At 46.6% G+C, this 22,657-nt stretch carries 21 protein-coding genes; 13 read left to right on the forward strand and 8 right to left on the reverse strand.

The annotated features are described in order from the left end of the window. The first annotated feature begins 69 nt into the window (after window positions 1-69). Window positions 70-1,329: an ammonium transporter gene (locus ACFQ45_RS01860; protein ID WP_377364741.1), complete on the forward strand. Its 1,260-nt coding sequence runs from the start codon at window positions 70-72 to the stop codon at window positions 1,327-1,329. 283 nt (window positions 1,330-1,612) lie between these two features. Here the strand turns inward: ACFQ45_RS01860 and ACFQ45_RS01865 are convergent, their stop codons facing one another. The 7 genes from ACFQ45_RS01865 to ACFQ45_RS01895 all read right to left on the reverse strand — a co-directional run bounded on the left by ACFQ45_RS01865 (window position 1,613) and on the right by ACFQ45_RS01895 (window position 7,168). Continuing rightward, the gene (locus ACFQ45_RS01865; RefSeq protein WP_377364743.1) at window positions 1,613-2,743 is read right to left on the reverse strand and encodes an ABC transporter ATP-binding protein; all 1,131 of its coding nucleotides are present in this window, start codon (window positions 2,741-2,743) and stop codon (window positions 1,613-1,615) included. Window positions 2,744-2,765: 22 nt separating this feature from the next. Beyond that, a complete protein-coding gene (locus tag ACFQ45_RS01870; RefSeq protein WP_377364745.1) occupies window positions 2,766-3,566 on the reverse strand; it encodes an ABC transporter permease in 801 nt (266 codons plus the stop codon). Window position 3,567: 1 nt separating this feature from the next. Beyond that, entirely contained in the window at window positions 3,568-4,419 is an 852-nt protein-coding gene (locus ACFQ45_RS01875; protein ID WP_377364747.1) for an ABC transporter permease, read from the reverse strand. Window positions 4,420-4,494: 75 nt separating this feature from the next. Next, window positions 4,495-5,511, reverse strand: a complete 1,017-nt coding sequence (locus tag ACFQ45_RS01880; protein ID WP_377364749.1) for an ABC transporter substrate-binding protein — start codon at window positions 5,509-5,511, stop codon at window positions 4,495-4,497. A gap of 288 nt (window positions 5,512-5,799) precedes the next feature. Further along, the gene (locus ACFQ45_RS01885) at window positions 5,800-6,099 is read right to left on the reverse strand and encodes a DUF1330 domain-containing protein (RefSeq protein ID WP_377364751.1); all 300 of its coding nucleotides are present in this window, start codon (window positions 6,097-6,099) and stop codon (window positions 5,800-5,802) included. 17 nt (window positions 6,100-6,116) lie between these two features. Beyond that, window positions 6,117-6,509, reverse strand: coding sequence for a carboxymuconolactone decarboxylase family protein (locus tag ACFQ45_RS01890; RefSeq protein WP_377364753.1), 393 nt, complete (start codon window positions 6,507-6,509; stop codon window positions 6,117-6,119). After that, window positions 6,506-7,168 carry a GntR family transcriptional regulator gene (locus ACFQ45_RS01895; protein WP_377364755.1) on the reverse strand — a complete coding sequence of 221 codons (663 nt, stop codon included), beginning with the start codon at window positions 7,166-7,168 and terminating at the stop codon, window positions 6,506-6,508. Before ACFQ45_RS01895 ends, ACFQ45_RS01890 begins: the two co-directional genes overlap by 4 nt. A 145-nt stretch (window positions 7,169-7,313) precedes the next feature. Between ACFQ45_RS01895 and ACFQ45_RS01900 the strand changes: the two genes are divergently transcribed. From ACFQ45_RS01900 to ACFQ45_RS01930, 7 genes are all read left to right on the forward strand, one after another. Next, on the forward strand, window positions 7,314-7,913 hold the full coding sequence (locus ACFQ45_RS01900; RefSeq protein WP_377364757.1) for an amino acid synthesis family protein: 600 nt from the start codon (window positions 7,314-7,316) through the stop codon (window positions 7,911-7,913). Next, window positions 7,885-8,724, forward strand: a complete 840-nt coding sequence (locus ACFQ45_RS01905) for an alpha/beta fold hydrolase (RefSeq protein WP_377364759.1) — start codon at window positions 7,885-7,887, stop codon at window positions 8,722-8,724. The genes ACFQ45_RS01900 and ACFQ45_RS01905 overlap by 29 nt, the downstream gene beginning before the upstream one ends. After that, on the forward strand, window positions 8,711-9,619 hold the full coding sequence (locus ACFQ45_RS01910) for a flavin reductase family protein (protein WP_377364761.1): 909 nt from the start codon (window positions 8,711-8,713) through the stop codon (window positions 9,617-9,619). Before ACFQ45_RS01905 ends, ACFQ45_RS01910 begins: the two co-directional genes overlap by 14 nt. Beyond that, the gene (locus ACFQ45_RS01915; protein WP_377364763.1) at window positions 9,616-10,650 is read left to right on the forward strand and encodes an LLM class flavin-dependent oxidoreductase; all 1,035 of its coding nucleotides are present in this window, start codon (window positions 9,616-9,618) and stop codon (window positions 10,648-10,650) included. The genes ACFQ45_RS01910 and ACFQ45_RS01915 overlap by 4 nt, the downstream gene beginning before the upstream one ends. A 17-nt stretch (window positions 10,651-10,667) precedes the next feature. Then, a complete protein-coding gene (locus tag ACFQ45_RS01920; protein ID WP_377364765.1) occupies window positions 10,668-12,158 on the forward strand; it encodes an aldehyde dehydrogenase in 1,491 nt (496 codons plus the stop codon). A 152-nt stretch (window positions 12,159-12,310) separates the two neighbouring features. Next, entirely contained in the window at window positions 12,311-13,921 is a 1,611-nt protein-coding gene (locus tag ACFQ45_RS01925) for a BCCT family transporter (RefSeq protein ID WP_377364768.1), read from the forward strand. Between the two features lie 45 nt (window positions 13,922-13,966). Next, the gene (locus tag ACFQ45_RS01930; protein ID WP_377364770.1) at window positions 13,967-15,430 is read left to right on the forward strand and encodes an NAD-dependent succinate-semialdehyde dehydrogenase; all 1,464 of its coding nucleotides are present in this window, start codon (window positions 13,967-13,969) and stop codon (window positions 15,428-15,430) included. A 19-nt stretch (window positions 15,431-15,449) separates the two neighbouring features. Here the strand turns inward: ACFQ45_RS01930 and ACFQ45_RS01935 are convergent, their stop codons facing one another. Then, window positions 15,450-16,208 (reverse strand): IclR family transcriptional regulator, encoded by a 759-nt coding sequence (locus ACFQ45_RS01935; protein ID WP_377364772.1) that lies wholly within the window; start codon window positions 16,206-16,208, stop codon window positions 15,450-15,452. Window positions 16,209-16,388: 180 nt separating this feature from the next. Between ACFQ45_RS01935 and purU the strand changes: the two genes are divergently transcribed. Genes purU through ACFQ45_RS01960 form a run of 5 tightly spaced genes read left to right on the forward strand, consistent with a single transcriptional unit; the run spans window position 16,389 to window position 22,657 of the window. Next, a complete protein-coding gene (gene purU / locus ACFQ45_RS01940) occupies window positions 16,389-17,249 on the forward strand; it encodes a formyltetrahydrofolate deformylase (protein WP_377364774.1) in 861 nt (286 codons plus the stop codon). Window positions 17,250-17,265: 16 nt separating this feature from the next. Continuing rightward, window positions 17,266-18,138, forward strand: coding sequence for a bifunctional 5,10-methylenetetrahydrofolate dehydrogenase/5,10-methenyltetrahydrofolate cyclohydrolase (locus ACFQ45_RS01945; RefSeq protein WP_377364776.1), 873 nt, complete (start codon window positions 17,266-17,268; stop codon window positions 18,136-18,138). 40 nt (window positions 18,139-18,178) lie between these two features. Next, window positions 18,179-19,426, forward strand: coding sequence for an FAD-dependent oxidoreductase (locus ACFQ45_RS01950; protein ID WP_377364778.1), 1,248 nt, complete (start codon window positions 18,179-18,181; stop codon window positions 19,424-19,426). A 10-nt stretch (window positions 19,427-19,436) separates the two neighbouring features. Further along, entirely contained in the window at window positions 19,437-19,745 is a 309-nt protein-coding gene (locus ACFQ45_RS01955; protein WP_377364779.1) for a sarcosine oxidase subunit delta, read from the forward strand. Continuing rightward, window positions 19,742-22,657: an FAD-dependent oxidoreductase gene (locus ACFQ45_RS01960; protein ID WP_377364781.1), complete on the forward strand. Its 2,916-nt coding sequence runs from the start codon at window positions 19,742-19,744 to the stop codon at window positions 22,655-22,657. Before ACFQ45_RS01955 ends, ACFQ45_RS01960 begins: the two co-directional genes overlap by 4 nt.

A 22,657-nucleotide genomic window follows, 5' to 3' on the forward strand; every position in this document is an offset into this window, starting at 1 on the left:
TAATAGCACTATCAGGAAATAAATTTTCCCTCTAGTGATTCATATTAATTTGCTTGGAGATAGTTGTTTATGGGAAACATGGTGATTGAGGTCAGTTACGCACTGGATACCTTTTACTTTTTAATGTGTACCGCTTTGGTGATGTGGATGGCCGCAGGCTTTGCCATGCTAGAAGCAGGTTTAGTACGTGGTAAGAATACTGTCGAGATTCTAAACAAGAACGCCTTGCTCTATGGCATCGCTTGCTTTGTTTACTTATTAGTGGGCTACAACGTGATGTATCCAGGGGATCCTATTAGTGCCTATATCCCTGGCATTGATTTCTTACTGGGAGCAGACAATGCTACCGATGCAGTGGTCGCTGGGGGCGATGATGCACCTTATTACTCAACTATGGCGGATTTCATTTTCCAAGCAGTGTTTGCTGCGGCCACTATGTCCATTGTGTCTGGTGCGGTGGCTGAGCGTATGCGCCTTTGGCCGTTCCTTGTGTTTGCCGTGGTCATGGTTGCTGTTATTTACCCTGTAGAAGGCTACTGGAAATGGGGCGGTGGTTTCCTTGATCAATTAGGTTTCCAAGACTTTGCGGGTTCTGTTGTGGTTCACATGGCGGGGGCTTCCGCAGCTCTAGCAGCAGTACTTATGGTCGGTCCACGTAAAGGACGTTACGGTAAAAATGGTGAAGTACGTGCTATCCCTGGCGCTAACTTACCGCTGGCCACCTTGGGTATGTTCATTCTATGGATGGGGTGGTTTGGTTTTAACGGTGGCTCGGAACTAAAAATTGCTAACGTAGAAGAGGCTAATGCTGTTGCTAAAATCTTCGTGAACACTAACGCCGCTGCTGCAACAGGCATGATTGCTGCCGCACTATTAGCTCGTGCATTGTTTGGCAAGACAGATCTTACGATGACGATTAATGGTGCTTTAGCGGGTCTGGTGGCGATTACAGCTGAGCCATTGGCACCTTCTGCAGGCATGGCTTCTCTGATTGGTGCAATTGGTGGTGTAGTCGTTGTGTTCTCCGTGCTCGCCCTTGATAAGCTGAAAATCGATGATCCTGTAGGTGCTATTTCAGTGCATGGTTCAGCCGGTATCTGGGGGATTTTTGCTGTCCTAATCTCGAACGATGACGCTACTTTCTTTGGTCAGTTGACGGGTATGGTGTGTACTTTCCTTTGGATGTTCTGCGCTACGTTAGTCACCCTATGGATTATTAAGAAAGTAATGGGACTTCGCGTAAGTGAAGAGGAAGAATTAGAAGGTATGGATATGCATGAGTGTGGTATGCATGCTTACCCAGAGTTTGGTCAAGAGACCAAATCATAGTGTCCAAAAGCACTGTGTAAATGTTGCGCCCCCCTAAGTGCAACGACTACAAAGCCCCCATTATGGGGGCTTTTTTGTGTCTTCTGATTGAAAAGCAATTTAGGGTAATGTTATCGCTTAGCAGCTTCGGACAGGTTGTAAACGCTAGTAGCGACATATCTAGTAGCGACATATCTAGTAGCGGTAGTTAAGTAATGATGGGGCGTTTTAATTTAGTCAGGGAAGCAGATATAAAAAAGGGAGCTTGCGCTCCCAAAAAGGGTGATTCTAGGGGGTAATCGAGTTAGCTGGCTTTCATTATGTCCTGCTCACTCCATTGATCGTAGACACAGCTGTGTTGTGTTGCCCAGCGCACCTTAACTTGTGTGCCTACCGACACATTAGTGTGTTCCCGAGCGACAGCCTTGCCCATGAGGCGTTGTCCTGATGCTGTGATTAATGAGCAGGTATAGCTTTCGCCAAGGAATACTGTTTCTTCCACCGTGGCCGTGATTTCGTTCATGTCTTCGGGCAAGGGCTGGTTGGCAGCTAGCTCTTTGGGTAATACATGAATGTTCTCTGGACGAACCATCAATAATACTTCAGCTTGGATTGGTAGTTGTGCTGTTAGATGGCCTAACTTCACTGTCTGTTGTTCAAATTGCGCTTCGCAATGGGTTTGAGTTCGCACTTTCAGAAAGTTTGAGTTACCTAAGAATGACGCCACAAAGGCATTGGGTGGCGTGTTGTACAAGTCTGTACCTGAGCCAAGTCCGACAATTTCGCCGTCTTTGAAAATGGCAATGCGCTCTGACAAACGCATGGCTTCATCTTGGTCATGGGTGACATAGATGATAGTAATGCCAAGTCGTCTATGGATTTGGCGTAGCTCGTCCTGTAGATCTTCACGCAACTTTTTATCTAGCGCACCTAGAGGCTCATCCATAAGTAGTATTTCTGGCTCGTAAACTAATGCTCGGGCAATGGCGACCCGCTGTTTTTGTCCTCCAGATAACATAGCTGGGCGACGATCGGCAAAATCAGCAAGCTGTACCAGTTTGAGTATTTCATCGACTTTTTTATCGCGCTCAGCCTTCGGTACTTTGCGAATATCCAATGGAAAGCCGATATTGTCCCTTACATTCATGTGCGGGAAGAGAGAGTAGTGCTGAAACACCATTCCAATGCCTCGCTTATGGGAAGGCACATGGATAAGTGAGTCGTCATGCAAGAGTATTTCGCCAGAGGTAGGTGTCTCAAAGCCGGCGATCATAGAAAGAGTGGTACTTTTCCCTGAGCCGCTAGAACCTAAGAATGTTAAAAACTCTCCTTTCTCGATTTCTAGATTGATGTGATTAACCGCCGTAAATTGACCGTACTCTTTATTCAGCAGCTTTAAGGTGACCAGTGGTGAAGTACTTTTAGAAATTGACATAATAAGGCTCCTAACGCATGGCCTACTGGCTGCGTTTACGTAAAAAGTTAGCGGCAATCATGATGATGAGTGACAGGAAAATCAGCAGTGTAGAAGCTACGGCAATCACTGGCGTAAGATCTTGACGTAGTGTCGACCACATTTTTACAGGCAAGGTTTGTAGCTCTGGGCTAGCCATCATGACACTGATGACGACTTCGTCCCAAGATACTAAAAAGGCGAACAAGGCTCCCGCAAAAATCCCTGGTTTTATAGAGGGAAAGGTCACTTTAAAGATGGCCTGGAGGCGATGGGCACCGCATATCACCGCTGCGTTTTCGATGGATTTATCAAACAGCTTGAGGGAGTTAATAATCGAAATCATAGCAAAGGGGACAGCCACGATGACATGGCTTATCACAAACGCCACTAAAGTGCCTGTCAGACCTAGACTCAAAAACATGCTGTAAGTGGCGACTGCAATGATTACCACAGGAACAATCATCGGCAAGGTGAATAGGCTATAGAGATAGTCTCTACCCGGAAACTTACCACGCACCAGAGCAAAGGAAGCCGGTAAAGCAATCAGTGTGGCCAAGATGGAGGTAATCACTGCCACTTGCAAACTGGTTAAGGCCGCCTCAATCCATTGTGGATTGTCAAAGAAACGCTCGTACCATTTTGTTGTCCAGTGTGGCGGTGGAAACACCAGCCACTGGGATGAACCAAAAGACAGGGCAACTATGAAAAATATTGGCAGCGCCAAAAATGCCGCAATAGAACCTGTAATAAAATACAGAGCGGATTTAACTTTCCACCCTAAGGATTGTTGCGTAAGTAGCATTTTAGCCCCCAGTATGAGATGAGGTTGGTGACTCGGTTTGCACCTTTAGATAGATGTAAAACATCACTAAAGTCACTGCGATAAGGATTGACGCGGAAGCGCTGGCAATGCCCCAATTCAGGAAGTTTTGTACCTGTTGAACGATAAATTCAGGCAACATCATATTGCTCACTCCCCCTAGCAAAGCTGGGGTGACGTAATAGCCCAATGACATAACAAACACCATCAACCCGCCAGAGAAAATGCCCGGTTTACACAGTGGAAGAAATACCTTGAAGAAGACAGTGCGAGCAGATGCGCCACAGATAGACGCCGCTTGTAATACCATGGGGTCAATGGCGCTCATGGATGCCTGTAAGGGCAGTACAACGAATGGAATCATTATGTAAGTCATACCAATAATGACACCAGTTAGGTTATGAACCAGCTCTAAAGGCTGATCAATAATACCTAAGCCCATCAGGATCTTATTCAATACACCAGAGGATTGGAGCAGCACTAACCAAGAGTAGGTTCGCGCTAGTAAACTGGTCCACATGGAGAGCAAAACAACGTTGAGTAGGAATCGTCCCCACCCTTTTGGAAACAAAGTAATGCACCAGGCCAAAGGAAAGCCAAGCAATACTGCAAACAGGGTGACCAGGGTTGCCACTAAAAATGTGTTACCAAGCACCTGAATGTAGGTTGAAGTGGCCAAAAGCTCAGCGAAATTGGCAAGCCCGAGGATGGGTTCAGTGACGCTTTGAATGAGTAGGCCGATCAAAGGAATTAGAAAAAATATTCCTAAAAACAAGAGTATAGGGAGTAGGAGAGAGGTGTCCTTCCACTTTTGACTATAAATACGTACAGACATAACGATTACCTTAAAATCCACTGAACAACAAAATGTTGCCCAGTGGTCAGTGAATACAGGAATGGCGGTGTGGAGTTATTTCAGTAGCCAGTTGTTCCAACGAGCACTGATCTCTTGTCCATTTTTAGCCCAGTATTGGTAATCCAGTGATACTTGGTCATCGGCGTAACTGGTAGGAAGGTAGGCGTTTAAGCCGTCGTCGATTAGGTCACTACTTTGTGTATTAATGGGAGAATATGCCGTAAGCGTTGCAAAGTCTGCTTGGCCTTGTGCGCTAGTAGAATACGCTAGGAATTTCATCGCAGCGTCTTTGTTTTTAGCCCCTTTCGGAATGACTAAAAAATCAGACATCACTAAGTTATCACTCCAGCTGATGCCTACAGGTAAACCGTCTTCTTGTAATGAGAAGACTCGCCCATTCCAGAACATACCCATGCTTGCTTCCCCGGATGCTAACAATTGTTGAGATTGCGCGCCGCCGCCCCACCAAATAATGTCATCTTTAATTGTGTCCAGTTTAGCGAAGGCTCGGTCTAGGTCGAGGGGGTAAAGGTCTGCTGGTTCTACACCGTCTGCGATCAGCGCCATTTCTAATACGCCAGGGCTAGGCCATTTGTATAAGGCGCGCTTGCCTGGATAGGTATCGAGGTCAAACAACTGATCCCAAGAGCTAGGTTCATTTGAAAGTCGGCTTTTATTGAACGCCAATACAAATGAAAAGTAGAAGGAGCCGATGCCGTAGTCGGATACAAAGCGAGGATCGACGTTTGTAGTGTCAATAACAGAAAAGTCTAGAGGCTCCAGTAAACCTTCTGCCGCCGCACGGTAGGCAAAGTCCGCTTCAACATCCACTAGGTCCCATTGCACGTTACCGCTTTCGACCATGGCTTTTAATTTGCCATAGTCAGTTGGTCCATCCTGAATAACCTTGATACCTGATGTAGCAGTAAACGGCATTGCCCAAGCTTGCTCTTGTGCTTCTTGGGTGGAGCCACCCCAGCTTACGAAACTCATTGTATCGCTTGCATTGGCCATCATCGATGCCATGCCCAAAGTCAGCGCAAATGCGCCGCTCTTTAGAGTGTTGTTCATGTTCCTATTCCTTTTGCGTTGTAGTTTTTAGTTACCGATATGTGTTGGTTTTTTTGAGGCGATAAGGGAGGCTGTGCTGATCAAAAAATACACTCGGTATAGACCATATTATGGTATACCATGATATGGTCAAGCAGTTTTTATCTTTTTTTAGCTTTGTGAAAATTTCTACATGGGTAAAAAAATGGGCGGGTGTAATAGAGGAAATTCAGTATAGATAAACGTTAAGTTTGGGAAGAATTGCAGCAACTGTAATAATGAAAAGTCAGCTGCTGCAATGGTGAAGTTCTACGTCTGTGGTAAGCCTTTGAGAATTAAAATGGTCGCCTTGGCGTGTTCGATTCGGTGTGAGCGTGCTTGTTGGTAAGCATCTGAATGGTAGCAGGCTAATGCTGTTTCATAACTGTCAAATTCAAATACTACAGCGCGAGTAGGTGTGGCGTGTTCACCTTCAAGCATGGTGAAGTTTTCACCACGGGACAGCATCCTCGCTCCAAATGATGCTAATGCCGCTGGAGCCTCAGCAAGATAATTTTGGTATGCATCGGTATCTTGTACCTCCACATGGGCAATCCAATATCCTTTCATCGAGTGACTCCATCTTATTAGACAGTTGGTTCAAGAAGACCCTTTTCCGTCAGTACCGCTCGGGCGATACGGAAACACTCAACCCCTTGGGGAACACCGCAGTAAATGGCAATGGCGTGTAAAATGGAACGAATTTCGTCTACCGTAACGCCATTGTTTAGTGCTCCGTTTAGGTGAAGTTCCCATTCTTCCATTTTGCCTAAGGCTGCAATCATGGTGAGGTTCATCATGGAACGGGTTTTGGCATCGATGGTGTCATCACCCCAACCAAATCCCCAACACCACTGTGTCATGGCTTCCTGAAAGGGGAGGTTGAAGGCGTCGGCTTTTTCTAAGTTACGTTCCACATAGTCGTTTCCTAGGGTAGCCTTGCGTTTTGACAAGCCAAGCTCAAATAGCTCTTTGTTCATGTATCACTTCCTTTATCGATGGTTGATGCTATGTCATAAGCTTCGCGCAAGTGGCGCTCGCATATTTCCACAGCGGCTTCGGGGTTATGTTCCTCAAGTGCTCTTACCATATCGTATAGGTCCTTTGGACCAGTGGTTTTACGACCCTGAGCACTCAGGGTGTAAGCCCGGAGGCGAGAGATTCTTGAATTCAACTGTTCAACCAGTACCCATGCCACATGCTTTTCAGCCGTCTTAAAAATCAACTCATAGAAGCTTGTTGTGAGTTTTAGTGCTGCTTTGATGTCATCTTTGCTGAGGTGTAAGGCAATGTCATCGTGTAACGCGTAGAGCTGGCTAATCACTTCGGGAGTGATGACCTTGCTGCATGCTTTCACCGCAGTGCCTTCTAATAGCGCCCGTATCTCATAGATCTCACGTGCTTCTTCTTCGCTGATAGAGGCCACAACAAAACCAGAGTTAGGTATGCCTTTTACTAAGTGCTCGCTCTCTAAATGTCGAATGCACTCACGCACAACAGTGCGGCTAACTCCCATGGTTTCACACAGAGTCCGTTCTACTAATCGTGTTCCTGGTTTCAATGTGTTGCTAGTGATGGCATCTCGAAGTGACGCAAGTGCGCTTTCTTTGAGTGTTTTTGGTCGCTCAACCTTCTGCATCCTATGGTTTTTCCTTTAGTCGATGAAAGAGTTTTCAAATATTAGCACATTACTGGTTGAACTATATAAGATAGTATGTTTATGTTTATATCATATGGTATACCATATTACAAAAAGTAAGATTTAACTCTCTCAGGAAATCATTATGAGTTTAGAAATTCGCAAGATTGTGTGTTTTGAGGAAGAAACCCTAGTCGAAGGTTTTAAGAAAGCGGATAAGCCTCTGCGTATGCTTGCAGCTGCCGCTGTCGTTAAGAACCCATGGGCTGGACGCTATGTGGAAGACCTGAAACCTGTGGTACGTGAGTATGGACCGATTCTAGGCAAGTTATTGACGGATCGTATTTGCGAGTTAGCTGGCGGAGCAGACAAGATTGAAGCTTTTGGTAAAGCCGCAGTTGTAGGCTTAAATGGCGAAATTGAACACGCCTCAGCTCTGATTCACACCCTGCATTTTGGCAATTTTTATCGTGAAGCCGTACAGGCGAAATCGTTTCTTTCTTTCACCAACACCCGTGGCCCAGCCAACGCTGCTATTTCTGTCCCTATGATGGATAAAAACGACGGTGGTCGCCGTTCTCACTATTTAACTCTGCAATTTAACATTTGCGATGCGCCAGCGGATGACGAGATCGTTGTTGTATTAGGTGCTGCGACGGGTGGGCGCCCCCATCACCGTATTGGAGATCGCTACCAAGAGCTTAAGGAGCTAGGTCATGACATCGAAAATCCCGCAGCGGTTTAAATCGTCGCAGGGGCTGGCTTATGTCAAGGTAGGCACGGGGCCATCCCTCGTGCTTATTCATGGTGTTGGGTTAAGGCTTGATGCTTGGTTGAACCAGCTGGACGAACTAGCACAACATTTTACTGTTTATGCGGTAGACATGCCTGGGCATGGGGAAAGTGATCTGTTTCCTAGCTGTGGTGATATTGCTGGTTATACCGATGTCATTGCTCAATGGATCGACTCAGATGTTTCCACGCCAGTAGTGATTGCTGGGCATTCTATGGGCTCGATGATTGCTTTGAATTTTGCAATTCGCTATGGGGCAAACTGTGCGGGTGTGGTTGCCTTAAATTCAGTGTTCCGTCGTTCTCAAGAAGCGAAAAAAGCCGTTCAGAGTCGTGTTGAACAAATGAAACAAAATATCACCGCAGAGAATGTGACCGCGCCAATTCAGCGTTGGTTTGATTTTCCCTTGCAAGGGGCGGATGTGCGTCATGCAGAGCTTTGCGGTGAATGGCTTTCTAAGGCCTCTTTAGAGGGTTACCGACAAGCTTATGAGGTGTTCTGTTTCAACGATGGCCCTGCTACGGAAGATCTGACGTCATTGGCGGTCCCTGCATTATTTTCCACTGGCCGCGGTGATCCTAATTCAACAGCAGAGATGTCTGAAGCCATGGCGACGTTATGTCCTCACGGGCAGTCTTATATTATTGAAGACGCCCGTCATATGGCACCTATGACTCACTCAGACGAACTCAATCCAATAATAATCAAATTTGGGCAGAAGTGTTTTGACCCAAAAGAGGAGGTTTTTTATGAGCGCGCATGATCCTAGAGCACTGCGTAATGCATTTGGCTCTTTTATGACGGGGGTCACTGTGGTGACAGCTGTTAGCAAATCGGGTGAAAAGGTTGGTTTCACCGCCAACTCCTTTACCTCTGTTTCTATGGATCCACCGCTTTTACTGGTGTGTCCAGCCAATAAATTGTCGAGTTTTGAGGTATTTGAGCAGTGTGAATATTTCGGTGTAAGCATTCTGGCAGAAGATCAACAGCATGCTTCGAATACCTTCGCTGGCTCAAAAGGTGATCGGTTTGGTGAAGTCTCTTGGTTTGCTGATGAGTTTGGCACACCACTGATCAGTGATGCTGTGGCTCACTTCTCCTGTTCTGCATTTGAAAAAATCCCCGCTGGAGACCATCTCATGCTGGTGGGTAAAGTAGAACAGTTTAATAGCAATGAAAAATTTGGCTTGGGATATGCAAAAGGCGGTTACTTCAGTTTAGGTATGGAACATAAAGCCGAAGAAGTCGCTCATGATAAATGTGCTCAAGTAGGGGCTTTGATCGAAACAAATGGCCAGCTTGTGGTGGAAAAGACCCAGCAAGGTTACCGCTTACCAGCTATGGAAATATCCTCCGAAAAAGGGTCTCGCACCTCTCTAGAATCCTTTATGAAGAGCTTGGGCGGAGAGTTTGAAATAGGCCAAGTATTTTCGGTCTACGAAAAAGTCAGTACTGGAAACTTCATTGCCTTCTATCGTGTAGACCGCCTAGATGGACCATTACCTGAACATTGTGAATATGTGCCATTAGGTGCGTTAAAAGACCTTAAATTTGTTTCTTCAGATCTCACAACTATGGTGGATCGATTTGTATCAGAAAAGCAAAACGGCGTATTTCGTTTGTACTTTGGCAATGAATTAGAAGGAGATATTCGATGAAGTTTTCATTGTTTGCTCATATGGAGCGTGTTAACGAGAATCAACGTCAGAAAGAGCTGTACGACGAGTTTTTGTCCCTTTGTAAAATTGCTGATGAAGGGGGCATGACGACGGTTTGGACTGGCGAGCATCATGGTATGGACTTCACGATTGCGCCGAACCCATTCTTGAATTTGATTGATATTGCGCACCAAACCAAACAGGTTCGTCTTGGTACTGGCACCGTGGTAGCGCCTTATTGGCACCCAATTAAGCTAGCGGGTGAAGCCGCCATGACAGACATCGTAACCGGTGGGCGTCTAGAGCTGGGGATCGCCCGTGGTGCTTACGCATTTGAATATGAGCGTATGGTTCCTGGTGGTATGGATGCTTGGCAAGCGGGTGAATGCTTGCGTGAAATGGTGCCGGCTATCAAAGGTCTTTGGAAAGGTGACCATACCCAAGACAGTAAACATTACAACTTCCCTAAAACAACCTCTTCTCCTAAGCCACTAACAGAAGATGGTCCACCTATTTGGGTAGCAGCACGCGATATTAATAGCCATGAGTTTGCCCTAAGCCAAGATTGTAATGTGCAAGTGACGCCATTATGGCAAGGCTTAGAAGAAGTTGAGTCTTTGATTAGTAAATACAAGGAAGCGTGTGCCAAGTATGACAAACGCACCAAAATCATGATTCTACAACATGCTTACGTGTCTAACGATGAAGCAGAGTTGGAGCAAGCTACGCGAAAACTCCATGAATTCTATTGCTACTTCGGTGCTTGGTTTAAAAACGAACGTCCAATTAGCCAAGGTTTAATAGAGACCTTAAGTCAGGAAGAGATCGATAATCATCCTTTCTATAAGCGCGAGGCAATCCGTAAAGACCTCATGATTGGCACCTCAAAGCAGATTATTGAACGTTTGAAATACTATGAAGAATTAGGATATGACGAATTCTCTTATTGGAGTGACTCCGGTATGAGCCGCGCAGAAAAAGAAACGTCACTTCGTCGCTTCATTGACGAAGTTATGCCCGCATTTAACTAAGAGTCCGAAGAGGCCGTATGTCAAAGATTACCTTACCTCACTATTCGCTGTTTATTGATGGCGAATGGGTCGAAGGCGCCGCTGGAAATGTGATGCCGACCGTCAACCCTGCAACGGGAGAGTCGTGGGCGACATTTGCGTGCGCTGAGCCTGAAGATGTCGACCGTGCAGTGAACGCTGCCCGACGAGTCTTATCTGATCCAGAATGGGCAGGCTTAACAGCGACTGCCCGCGGTCAACTGTTGTATAAGTTGGCTGATCAATTAGAAGCTAATTCAGAAGCTCTAGGGGCTGTTGAGACAACAGACAGTGGCAAACTAGCAGCGGAGACACAGTCTCAGGCTAAGTATGTTGCAAATTACTATCGTTATTACGCCGGTTTAGCAGACAAGATTGAGGGCCAGACCTTTCCCATTGATAAACCGGATATGCATGTGTTTACTAAGCCGGAACCCATTGGTGTGGTTGCAGCTGTGGTACCTTGGAATGCTCAAATGTTCCTGACCGCTACTAAGCTAGCGCCAGCATTGGCAGCAGGCTGTAGTGTCATTATCAAAGCCTCTGAAGTGGCTCCTGTAGCGATTCTAGAGTTCGCCAAATTGATCGAAAAAGCGGGCTTTCCCAAAGGGGTTGTGTCTGTGATTACTGGGGATGCAAAAGGCTGTGCCATCCCGCTAACGTCTCATCCAGATATTGACCGTTTGGCTTTCACTGGTGGTCCAGAAACCGCTAAGCATGTGGTGCGTAACACAGCCAACAATTTTGCTGTGACCTCATTAGAGCTGGGCGGTAAATCTCCTATTTTGGTTTTTAACGATGCGGACCTAGAAAGTGCCACGAACGGTATTATTGCCGGTAATTTTGGCGCATCAGGTCAATCTTGTGTGGCGGGCTCGCGGGTTTATGTGCAACGGGATTTGTATCCCAAATTGCGGGATCTTTTATTGGAGCGTACCGCGCAAATCAAGGTTGGTGATCCCTTAGATCCTAATTCTCATATTGGCCCACTTTGTACCATGGCCCAAATTGAGGGAATCGAAGCCGCCCTAGACAAAGCAACAGAGCAAGGTGGGAGACTACTCACTGGTGGTCGTCGCATGACAGAGCTTGGGGCTGGCTTTTACTTTGCCCCCACCATTGTTGAATGCCCCAATACAGAAGTTGAAACCCTCCATGTTGAGATGTTTGGCCCTGTTATGTCACTGGCTTGTTTTGATACGGAGGAAGAGGCGATCGCTTTAGCTAACGATTCTGAATTTGGACTGGGTTCTGGATTGTTCACCGAGAACCTCGCTAAAGCTTTACGTGTCTCTCAGAAGATTCAATCGGGCATTTGTTGGGTCAATACTTACCGTGCTGTGTCTTATGTGGCGCCTTTTGGAGGTGTGAATCAATCCGGTTATGGCCGTGAAGCTGGGATTCAAGCCATTCAAGATTATATCCGTGTAAGGACGACTTGGATAAGTACGTCCAGTGAACCCATGTCGAATCCTTTTGTGATGCGCTAATTCACACTTAGAGACTTAAGCACGAGAGACTTGTTATCCAGAAGCAAACTTGCTGTCTGGACAGCACTCTTGTGCTCTGAGTATTTCCTTAGTGACAAAAACGAATAATAAAAATAACCCCCCATTTCGAGTGGGGTGGCTCAGGAGTTTGTATGGAATCTCGCAATTCGGTAGCGACCCATGGTCTATGGGCAGGTACTAATAAGTTTATGTGTCTTGCCTCCAGCCTAATGGTGTTGGCGTTTGTTATTTTCGCTGTGACGAATGTTGAACTGTCCAATTATATTTTTAATACCCTTAATACTTGGATCACCACTAAGCTCAGTTGGTACTACATTATTGTGGTCAGTAGTGTGTTGGCCTTTGCTGTTTGGGTGGCCTTCAGTCGCTTTGGCAAGATCCGCTTAGGCCGTGATGACGAATCCCCTGAATTTGGTTTTACCGCATGGTTTTCTATGTTGTTCAGCTGTGCTATCGGGACTGGGCTGCTCTTTTGGAGTATTGCTGAACCTATTACCCACATGCAGGGTAATCCTTTTGCTGAAATGCGTGGCTTTGCACCCAATACAGCAGAAGCTGCGCAGATGGCCATTGAGGTCACCATGTTTCACTGGGGGCTTCATGGCTGGGCTGTCTACATTATGGTGGGGTTGTGTCTAGCTTATTTCAGTTATCGCCGCGGACTACCTTTGACAGTACGCTCGGGCTTATATCCTATCTTGGGTGAGCGAGTGAATGGACCAATTGGTCATGGGGTCGATCTGCTAGCGATTTTTAGCACCTTGTTTGGTACTGCGACGACTCTAGGGCTAGGGGTATCGCAAATGAATGCTGGCCTCAATTACCTTTTTGGCATGTCTATCTCTACCTCTTCTCAGTTGATCTTGATCGCGGTGGTGTCCCTGATTGCGACGGTGTCAGCTATTTCAGGGATTGGGCGTGGTATTAAGGTTTTGAGTATCTGGAACATTCGTCTGAGTGTGTTGGTGATCTTATTCTTTGTGTTAGCAGGGCCAACGGTTTTCCTATTTGACTTGGCTGTATCGAGCATAGGCGATTACGCCGTGTCTTTTGTCTCTATGGGATTTTGGGTCGATCTACAATCTGATCGCCAATGGCAGGGTTGGTGGACCATCTTTTACTGGGGGTGGTGGTTGTCATGGGGCCCACTAGTAGGGATGTTTATTGCGCGTATCTCCCGTGGCCGTACGATTCGACAGTTTTTACTTTCTGCTTTGGTTATTCCCCCTTTGGGAGGCTTCTTGTGGATCATTATCTTCGGTGGTACCGCGTTAAACATTGATCTTTACCAAGGTGGGCAACTAACGGAAGCGGTGAATGCGGACATAACTCAAGCCTTGTATCAAACCATTGAAGCCCTCGGAGTGGATTCAATGACAGGTATTATCGCTGGCCTTTCGACTTTCCTGATTGTGACCTGGTTTGTGACGTCTGCGGATTCTGGCACCTTGGTGATCAGCACTATTGTTTCTCAAGGCAGCGCCAACCCTCCCAATTGGTTGAGAGCGGCTTGGGGAATTGGATTAGGCGTTGTGTCAGCGATCTTATTGCTGTCCGGGGGACTTGATGCCTTAAAAACCGCTTCTATCGTGGCCGCCTTCCCGTTCTCTATTGTGTTCATCTTTATGTGTTGGGCACTTGTTAAGGGTCTTAATGATGAAACTCAGGGTATCGCTTATAACTCAGGAGACCTGGTTAAAACCAATGTCATGCAAACAGCTAAACAGGCTGTTGGGCACTAATGATAAGTATTCGGCAGGATAAGGTCCTGCCTTTAGGAGCACATAATGTTTGAACAGATTTTAAGTGATTCGAGCTTAGTAAAGACGCACGGTTACATTAATGGTGAGTGGGTTGTTAGCGCCTCTGGGAACTTGTTTGATGTGGTGAATCCGGCTACCGGTGAGATCATTGCAAAGGTAGCGGATTTGGGTGTGGTAGAAACTCAAAAAGCAATTGTTGCTGCCCATAAGGCTATGGCAAGTTGGGCGAAGCGTACCGCAAAGGAGAAATCTGCGGTGTTGCGAAAATGGTTTGACCTGGTCATGTCGAATCAAGAGGATCTGGCTAAGATAATGACGGTAGAGCAAGGCAAAGTTCTTGCGGAAGCCCGAGGAGAGGTTGCCTATGGCGCGTCATATATCGAGTGGTTTGCAGAAGAAAGTAAACGTATTTACGGAGACATTCTACCAAACACCACCACTGATCGTCGTTCAGTAGTGATCAAGCAACCGATCGGTGTGGTAGGGGCGATAACGCCGTGGAACTTTCCCATTGCTATGATCACTCGTAAAGTAGCTCCAGCATTGGCGGCAGGCTGTTCCGTAGTGTTAAAGCCCGCAGCAGAGACGCCGCTTTCTGCATTGGCGTTAGTAGAGCTTGCAGAGCGAGCAGGCCTGCCAAAGGGCATGTTTAATGTAGTGCCAGGTCTAGATGCACCACAAATTGGTGAGCGACTGACCAGTCACCCTTTAGTTAAAAAAGTCACTTTCACAGGTTCCACACGAGTGGGAAAAATCCTGATGGCGCAATCGGCGCAAACAGTGAAACGCACTTCTATGGAACTGGGGGGGAATGCGCCAGTTCTTGTATTTGATGATGCGGATCTTGATAAAGCGGTACAAGGGGCTTTTGCGGCTAAGTTTCGCAATGCTGGGCAAACCTGTATATGTGCAAATCGGATCTTGGTGCAAAGCAGTATCTATGATGAGTTTGTTCGTCGATTTACTGAAAAAGCAGAGCAATTTGTTCTAGGGGAAGGCTTGTCTGAGGCGAGCACTATGGGGCCGTTAATCACTCGAAATGCTGTAGAGGGGGTTTCAACCCTAGTGGCTGATGCTTTAGACAAAGGTGCGAGTTTGACCACAGGAGGAACCCAGCCCGCTGGTGAAGGGTATTTCTTCACCCCGGCCGTTATTCGTGATCTTAATCAATCCATGCGCTTGTCTAAGGAAGAAGTATTTGGTCCCGTGGCTCCGATTTTCAAATTTGAAACAGAAGAAGAAGCCATTGAGATGGCAAATGATACTGAGTTTGGTTTAGCAGCTTATCTCTTCACCAAAGATCAATCTCGTTCTTGGCGTGTCAGTGAGGCCTTGGAGTACGGTATGGTTGGGGTAAACGAGACTGCTATCAGCTCAGAAATGATCCCATTTGGAGGGGTAAAAGAGTCGGGGCAAGGCCGAGAAGGTTCCAAGTATGGTTTAGAAGACTATTTAGAAATGAAATATATCTGCTTGGGAGATATCTAACCTCCTATCCTCTAGCCCCTCATGCAGGGGCTACTTCAGTAATGGCTTGTGCTGCTTTTAACAGTTGATTCTTTGCAATATCAAACTTCTCAGGGTTGTTCATGACTTGATCTGCTCCAGAAATATTAATGGCCGCTATCGTTTTACCAAGATAATTTTTGATCGGTGCTGCTATGGCAGTCGCATTATCTGATCGATTGCTGGAATACCCTTGTTGCCATTCGTCTCTAAGTAAACGCTTCAGCTCCCCTAGTGTTTGAGGATGCGGTGTAGGATACATATCTAGCTGCTGTGTCTGATACATAGCACTTAGCTCAATGTCGCTCAATTGTTGTAGCAGTACTCGCCCCATAGCGCTGGTGTGACAGGGCAGACGTGTCCCTAATGGAATGTTAACTGAAAGTCGTTGAGAAGCTTGTGCTCGATATATGTACAAGGTATCCAGACCATCTCTGATGGCCAGATGGCATGAAATGGAGGTTTCATCCCGCAAAGCGTTTAGATGGGGGGCGGCGATGTCAATCAGATCCTTCCCTGCTAAGTAAGCAAATCCACGAGATACAATCTGGGGCCCTAGTTCATAGGCATTTCGTGCCACCTTCTTCAAATAACCACGATCCAGTAAGGTCTGAACAATCCTGTAGGTCGATGACGTGCTGACATTCAGGTGGTCGGCAAAGTCCTGAGTGCTCAAGACTCTATGCTCCGCATTAAATAGCTCAATGATATGCAACCCTCGGGTAAGGGCGGGTACATGATAATCCGTGGTCTTGCTCATGTTTTCTCCAAATACAAACGATAAATTTCTCTGTGAAGGAAGTTTCGAATATTTCCACTTACTTTGGTTAAGTTATTGTCATTTAGATTTCCTAATAATATATTTAATTTACTGTAAATAAACAAACCTAATGCTGAGTTTTTATTTTTAACTGTGAATTAATTTGTTCTTGGAGAAAAAATGTCGGAATCAAACGTGTTTGTGCTTAAAGCTGCATGCGACGCCACCAGTGGCATCGTTGCTTCCGTAACGTCCTACTTAGCAGGTTTAGGCTGCTATATCTCAGAAATGCATCAGTATGATGATGAAGAGAATCAGCGTTTCTTTATGCGTGCGGTCTGCCGGATTGAATCTGATAGCACGACTCTGGAAATGATTCGTGAGGGTTTCGACGCCCAAGTCTCTGAGTTCAACATGGAGTGGGAATTATTTGATTCGGCTGAGCCGATGCGGGTGTTATTGATGGTGAGTAAGTTTGATCATTGTTTGGATGATTTGCTTTACCGACATCGCAAAGGTGAGTTGCCAATGGAGATCACTGCTATTGTCTCCAACCACAAGGACTTACGTCCTATGGCCGAGCGGGAAGGTATTCGATTTGTTCACTTACCTGTGACCAAAGAGAATAAGCCAGAGCAAGAAGCAGCTTTGGTGCAAATTGTAGAAGAAACCAAAACAGACTTAGTCGTTCTAGCCCGTTATATGCAGATCTTGTCCGACAGCCTGTGTAAGGAACTGCATGGTCGTGCGATTAACATCCATCATTCCTTTTTGCCTGGCTTTAAAGGCGCGAAACCCTACCATCAAGCCCATGTCCGTGGCGTTAAGCTCATTGGTGCAACGGCACATTATGTGACTTCTGATTTGGACGAAGGCCCAATTATCGAACAATCTGTTCAGCCTGTGGACCATTCTTATTCTCCTGAACGTTTAGTGGCTGTGGGTAGAGACACAGAAACCGTGGCATTAGCCAGTGCTGTGCGCTTGCATTTAGAGCACCGCGTTTTTATGTACGGCAATAAAACCGTTGTCTTTAAATAACGCAGGGGAATAAACCATGACGACACACATCATTGATGGGAAGCGATTGGCAGATGACCTCATTGCAGAAGTAGGCAATGAAGTGCGTCGTCTCGCTGAGTTGGGGGTTCCGGCACCAGGATTAGCCGTTGTACTGGTTGGAGAAGATCCAGCCAGCGCTATCTATGTGCGTAACAAGATTAAACGAGCCCAAGAAGCAGGTATGACTTCTATCGAGAAACGTTTACCTGCTGATTGCACGCAGGACTCTTTGGAGGCTGTTGTAGAAGAGTTGAACCAAAGAGCCGATGTTCACGGCATATTGGTGCAACTGCCATTGCCCAAGCACCTCAGTGAAGAACGCATCATTCGTTTGATTGCACCTAGCAAAGATGTGGACGGCTTTCACCCGGAAAACGTTGGCTTATTGGCAACAGGTCAGGCGACTTTGATCCCTTGTACCCCATTGGGGTGCCTTGAAATGCTCCAGCGGGAAATAGGGGATTTGTCAGGTAAGCATGCTGTCATTGTAGGTCGATCCAATATCGTTGGTAAGCCCATGGCTAATTTACTTTTGCAGGCAAACTGCACCATTACGGTGGTCCATTCTCGCTCCGTCAACGGGAAAGCTATCGCTCGACAGGCGGACATTTTGGTTGCCGCAGTGGGAGTCCCTGAGTTAGTGGATGAGACTTGGGTGAAACCAGGCGCTGTGGTGATAGACGTTGGCATCAATGCCATTGAAAAGGCTGGAAAGCGTAGATTGGTTGGCGATGTAAATTACGCCAAGGTGGCTCCCTATGCTAAAGCGATCACGCCTGTTCCAGGTGGTGTTGGTCCAATGACCATCGCTTGCCTGATGAAAAATACATTAGTTGCGGCGCAGCATGCATCACAGTCAGCGCGCTAATCATATACACCCTATACAAAGGTAAACGAGGACATCGTCTATGCCATTTTCACTACTGAAATATGGTCTTTCTAATGATTACCCATTCGAGAAAGACGCAGACTTGCCAGCACCTACTGAGCTAAAACGTCACTACGATGTAGTGATTATTGGTGGCGGTGGCCACGGCGTTGCCACCGCCTATTATCTGGCCAAATACCATGGCGTCACTAACATTGCGGTTCTAGAGAAGGGGTATCTTGGTGGCGGAAATACGGCTCGAAACACTGCGGTCATTCGTTCGAACTACTTAACCTCTGAAGGGGTCAAGTTTTACAAGCAATCGGTAGATTTGTTTCAAGGCCTGTCTAATGAGTTTGATTTTAACATCATGTATTCCTCTCGTGGTCAGTTGACCCTTGCTCACACTGATGCGACGGTTCGCTCATTCCGTCAGCGTACAGAAGTGAACAAACACTTTGGCGGACGTACTGAGCTGATCGATCCGCAACAAATCAAAGAGTTAGTCCCCACTTTGAATATGAATCCAGCTGATATGCCGATCCTTGCTGGCTTGTGGCATATAGATGGAGCAACAGCACGCCATGACGCAGTGGCTTGGGGCTATGCCAAAGGGGCCACCCAGCGCGGCGTAGAATTGCATCAGTTAACGGAAGTCACGGGTGTAACTGTGGAGCAAGGAAAGGTCACTGGGGTTACGACTAATCGTGGCAAAGTCAGTTGTGGATGTGTCGTTCAAGCGGTGGCAGGGAATAGTTCCATTGTGGGAGCTATGGCTGATATCAAAATGCCTATTACAACATACCCATTACAAGCCATGGTGACACAACCGGTTAAACCCTTTTTAGATCCTTTGGTAAGTTCGTCTGCGTTGCATTGTTATGTGCAGCAAACGGGTCGAGGAGAGATTGTATTTGGAGGTGGATCTGATCCTTATCCCCTCTATAACACTCGTTCAACCTTAGATCTGAAAGAAAGCTTACTTGCCAGTGCAGTGGAAATGTTCCCGTTTATGGCAAACCTAAAACTGATGCGCCAATGGGCCGGCATGACGGATATGACTTCCGACTACAGTCCAATTATGGGGTTAAGTCCTGTGGAGAATTATTACCTTGATGCAGGGTGGGGGACTTGGGGATTTAAGTCTACCCCTATATGTGGCAAGACCATGGCGGAGTTGGTGGCAAGTGGTGGCAAGGTGCCAGATTTAATCGCTCCCTTTGCTATGGACCGCTTTGATGTTTTCCGCCAAGTAAATGAAATGGGCGCAACCGCCGCTAGTCACTAGGAGACGTACAATGAAATTAATGACTTGCCCTTTAAATGGCCCCAGAAATATCTCCGAATTTGTGTACGGCGGGGAAGTGAAAACCATGCCGGATCATAAGACCTGTACCGATAAAGAATGGGCTGATTATGTCTTCTATTCTGAAAACACCATCAGAGTTGTACAAGAGTGGTGGTTTCACTCTCCATCAGGTTATTGGTTTATTGCCGAGCGTCATACGGCATCCGACGAGATCTTACGTACTTTTGATCCTAGTGAGCTTTTACAAAAGCGTGTTGAATTTGAGCAAGCAAGTCCTGAGAAGGAGGTTGTAGCATGAAGGGTTTAGATCGTTTACCGGAGCCATTAGGTTCTTTAATCGACCGTAGTAAAGAACTTAGTTTTGAATTTGAAGGTGCTCGCTATACCGCTTTTCAAGGGGACTCCATTGCCAGCGCCTTGGTGGCAAATGGCCAGTGGCTCATGTCTCGCTCGTTTAAGTACCATCGCCCACGGGGTCCTTTGACCATGGCTGGGCAAGATGCCAACACCTTAGTGCAGTTACCAGAAGAACCTAATGCTTTAGCTGATCGTGTATTGGCGAAAGATGGCTCATCGATCATGGGGCAAAACTATAATGGTACTTTGGAGCAGGATAAAGACGCTAAATTGGGGTATGGCGGCCGATTCATGCCAGTGGGCTTTTATTACCGTGCTTTTTATAAGCCCAAAGGTATTTGGGATAAGTGGGAACCCTTCATTCGTAAGAAAGCGGGATTGGGTGTAGCGGATTTGAACTTCAAACCGACTTATCATGACAAGGCCTATGGCTTCTGTGATGTAGCGGTCATTGGTGCAGGGCCGGCAGGCTTGTCTGCGGCGATCCATGCCGCAGAAGGTGGTGCAGATGTGATACTGATCGATGAAAATAAACAGATTGGTGGTGCTCTCACTTACCATCGTTTTGATGTGGATGATGCTGTTGCCCATCAGACCTTGTCTGCTTTAGTAGACAAGGTAACTCAGCACCCCAAAATTCGTGTCTTAACGGAAGCGACTTGTAATGCTTGGTTTGCAGATAACTATTTACCCGTGATCCAAGGGAACCGCATGTTTAAGCTGCGTGCGAAGCAATGTGTAGTGGCTTCCGGTGCCTTTGAGCAACATGTTGTGTTCCGTAATAACGATGTACCAGGCATCATGATGTCCAGTGCCGCTATGCGTTTAATGAAGCATTATGCGGTCAAGCCTGGACAAAAAGCCGTGATGTTGACCGGGAATGATGATGGCTATTTGGCCGCTATCGAGCTTGTCAAAAATGGCGTTAAAGTTCCTTTGATTGTCGATATGCGAAAGGAAGGGGCTGACGCCTCTTTGGCAGAAGAAGTCAAAGCTCTAGGCATTAATATCAAATGCCAAGCCACGGTGTACGAAGCCATTCCAACGAGTGACAAAAAACATCTAGCTGCGGTAAAAGTTCATACCATTAGCGGACAAGGACAGGTAGCGAGGGACGGGGTGACTATTCCTTGTGATACGCTTTGTATGTCCGCAGGCTATATGCCAACTTATCAGTTATTGTGCCAAGGCGGAGCAAAGCTACAGTATGACGATGCCAGTGCACGCTTTAGCCTATCTAACTTACCGAAAAATGTGTTCATTGCAGGTTCTGTAAACGGAATTCATGACTTGGGTAAAGTGCTTCTAGACGGTCAGCGCGCTGCTCAGGATTGTTTGGTTGGTCTTGAATTCACTGATACCACGCTACCAGCGGTTAATTGCGACAAAGCAACAAATTTCGAATGGCCGATTTTCAAACACCCTAAAGGCAAAGACTTTGTGGATTATGATGAAGACCTGCAAGCCAAGGATATTATTAACGCTACGCGCCTTGGATATCGCGATGTTCAGCTAGTAAAACGCTTTTCTACGGTTGGGATGGGGCCATCACAGGGGCGCCATTCAGCACTCCCAACGGCTCGTTTAGTGGCCAAAGCCACCCAGAGATCAGTAAGTGAAACGGGTGTCACAACGGCACGTCCACCATTTGTACCAGAGAAACTGGCCAATATTGCAGGGCGTATTTTTAATCCACATAAATACACGCCGATGCATCAACGTCACTTAGAGCTAGGTGCGCATATGATTCCTGCGGGTATTTGGCGTCGTCCTGCCTTTTATGGGCCAAAGCATAACCGCCAAGCTTTGATTAAGCAGGAGGCATTAGCGGTGCGTAATAGCGTGGGCATGATAGACGTCAGTACCCTAGGAGGGATTGAGCTTCGTGGCCCTGATGCCGCGGAGTTTATGAACCGTATGTACACCTTTGCATTTGTAAAACAGCCCGTGGGTAAAACTCGTTATGCCGTTCTCACAAATGAGCAGGGTGTCGTGGTTGATGATGGGGTGGCTTGTCGCATTGGAGAAAATCATTTTTATGTAACTGCGACCACCAGTGGCGTAGATGCAGTGTATCGAGAGATGACTAAATGGAACGCTCAGTGGCGTTTACAGGTAGACATCGCCAATGTGACCTCTGCGTTCTCTGCGGTAAACGTTGCTGGCCCCCTTGCTCGCAAGGTGCTCGAAAAAGTATGCAGTGATGTGGACTTTTCTAATGAGTCATTTCCTTACTTGGGTTATCGAGAAGGCAGTATTGAAGGCATGCCAGTGCGCTTATTGCGTGTAGGGTTTGTTGGCGAACTGGGTTATGAAGTACACATGCCAAGCTTATTTGCTTTGAAAATCTGGGATCTGCTAATGGATGCTGGTGATGAGTTCAATATGCGACCCTTTGGTGTGGAAACTCAGCGACTACTTCGATTAGAGAAGGGGCACATCATTGTTAGCCAAGACACTGATGGTATGTCTCATCCTGGAGAGTTGTCGCTTACCTGGGCCATTGCTCGTAAGAAGCCATTTTATGTGGGTAGCCGATCTGTAGACATCGTAATGGCTCGTGAGCAAACCCGTAAATTAGTGGGCTTTAAGTTAGAGAAAACAGCAGCTAAGCCAGAAGAAGGGCATATTGTGCTAGATCGAGTTGGCGAAAATTCTAATATTACTGGCAATGTGACCTCCTGTGAGTACTCCCCTACATTAGATGCCTATATCGGTTTAGCGTTTGTCGGCGTTGCACAGCAAGATGTCGGGCAACAAGTGCCGATTCGGGTAGATGGTAAAGAAGTTATAGCAACGGTGGTAGAACTGCCATTTTATGATCCAGAAGGTGCTCGTCAGGAGGTGGCTTAA

The sequence above is a fragment of the Rhodanobacter aciditrophus genome (assembly GCF_042679525.1).
Classification (GTDB): domain Bacteria; phylum Pseudomonadota; class Gammaproteobacteria; order Pseudomonadales; family Marinomonadaceae; genus Marinomonas; species Marinomonas aciditrophus.

Coding starts and splice junctions, on each gene's coding strand:
- ACFQ45_RS01860 (WP_377364741.1), top strand. CDS start 70: ATGGGAAACATGGTGATTGAGGTCAGTTACGCACTGGATACCTTTTAC.
- ACFQ45_RS01865 (WP_377364743.1), bottom strand. CDS start 2,743: ATGTCAATTTCTAAAAGTACTTCACCACTGGTCACCTTAAAGCTGCTG.
- ACFQ45_RS01870 (WP_377364745.1), bottom strand. CDS start 3,566: ATGCTACTTACGCAACAATCCTTAGGGTGGAAAGTTAAATCCGCTCTG.
- ACFQ45_RS01875 (WP_377364747.1), bottom strand. CDS start 4,419: ATGTCTGTACGTATTTATAGTCAAAAGTGGAAGGACACCTCTCTCCTA.
- ACFQ45_RS01880 (WP_377364749.1), bottom strand. CDS start 5,511: ATGAACAACACTCTAAAGAGCGGCGCATTTGCGCTGACTTTGGGCATG.
- ACFQ45_RS01885 (WP_377364751.1), bottom strand. CDS start 6,099: ATGAAAGGATATTGGATTGCCCATGTGGAGGTACAAGATACCGATGCA.
- ACFQ45_RS01890 (WP_377364753.1), bottom strand. CDS start 6,509: ATGAACAAAGAGCTATTTGAGCTTGGCTTGTCAAAACGCAAGGCTACC.
- ACFQ45_RS01895 (WP_377364755.1), bottom strand. CDS start 7,168: ATGCAGAAGGTTGAGCGACCAAAAACACTCAAAGAAAGCGCACTTGCG.
- ACFQ45_RS01900 (WP_377364757.1), top strand. CDS start 7,314: ATGAGTTTAGAAATTCGCAAGATTGTGTGTTTTGAGGAAGAAACCCTA.
- ACFQ45_RS01905 (WP_377364759.1), top strand. CDS start 7,885: ATGACATCGAAAATCCCGCAGCGGTTTAAATCGTCGCAGGGGCTGGCT.
- ACFQ45_RS01910 (WP_377364761.1), top strand. CDS start 8,711: ATGAGCGCGCATGATCCTAGAGCACTGCGTAATGCATTTGGCTCTTTT.
- ACFQ45_RS01915 (WP_377364763.1), top strand. CDS start 9,616: ATGAAGTTTTCATTGTTTGCTCATATGGAGCGTGTTAACGAGAATCAA.
- ACFQ45_RS01920 (WP_377364765.1), top strand. CDS start 10,668: ATGTCAAAGATTACCTTACCTCACTATTCGCTGTTTATTGATGGCGAA.
- ACFQ45_RS01925 (WP_377364768.1), top strand. CDS start 12,311: ATGGAATCTCGCAATTCGGTAGCGACCCATGGTCTATGGGCAGGTACT.
- ACFQ45_RS01930 (WP_377364770.1), top strand. CDS start 13,967: ATGTTTGAACAGATTTTAAGTGATTCGAGCTTAGTAAAGACGCACGGT.
- ACFQ45_RS01935 (WP_377364772.1), bottom strand. CDS start 16,208: ATGAGCAAGACCACGGATTATCATGTACCCGCCCTTACCCGAGGGTTG.
- purU (WP_377364774.1), top strand. CDS start 16,389: ATGTCGGAATCAAACGTGTTTGTGCTTAAAGCTGCATGCGACGCCACC.
- ACFQ45_RS01945 (WP_377364776.1), top strand. CDS start 17,266: ATGACGACACACATCATTGATGGGAAGCGATTGGCAGATGACCTCATT.
- ACFQ45_RS01950 (WP_377364778.1), top strand. CDS start 18,179: ATGCCATTTTCACTACTGAAATATGGTCTTTCTAATGATTACCCATTC.
- ACFQ45_RS01955 (WP_377364779.1), top strand. CDS start 19,437: ATGAAATTAATGACTTGCCCTTTAAATGGCCCCAGAAATATCTCCGAA.
- ACFQ45_RS01960 (WP_377364781.1), top strand. CDS start 19,742: ATGAAGGGTTTAGATCGTTTACCGGAGCCATTAGGTTCTTTAATCGAC.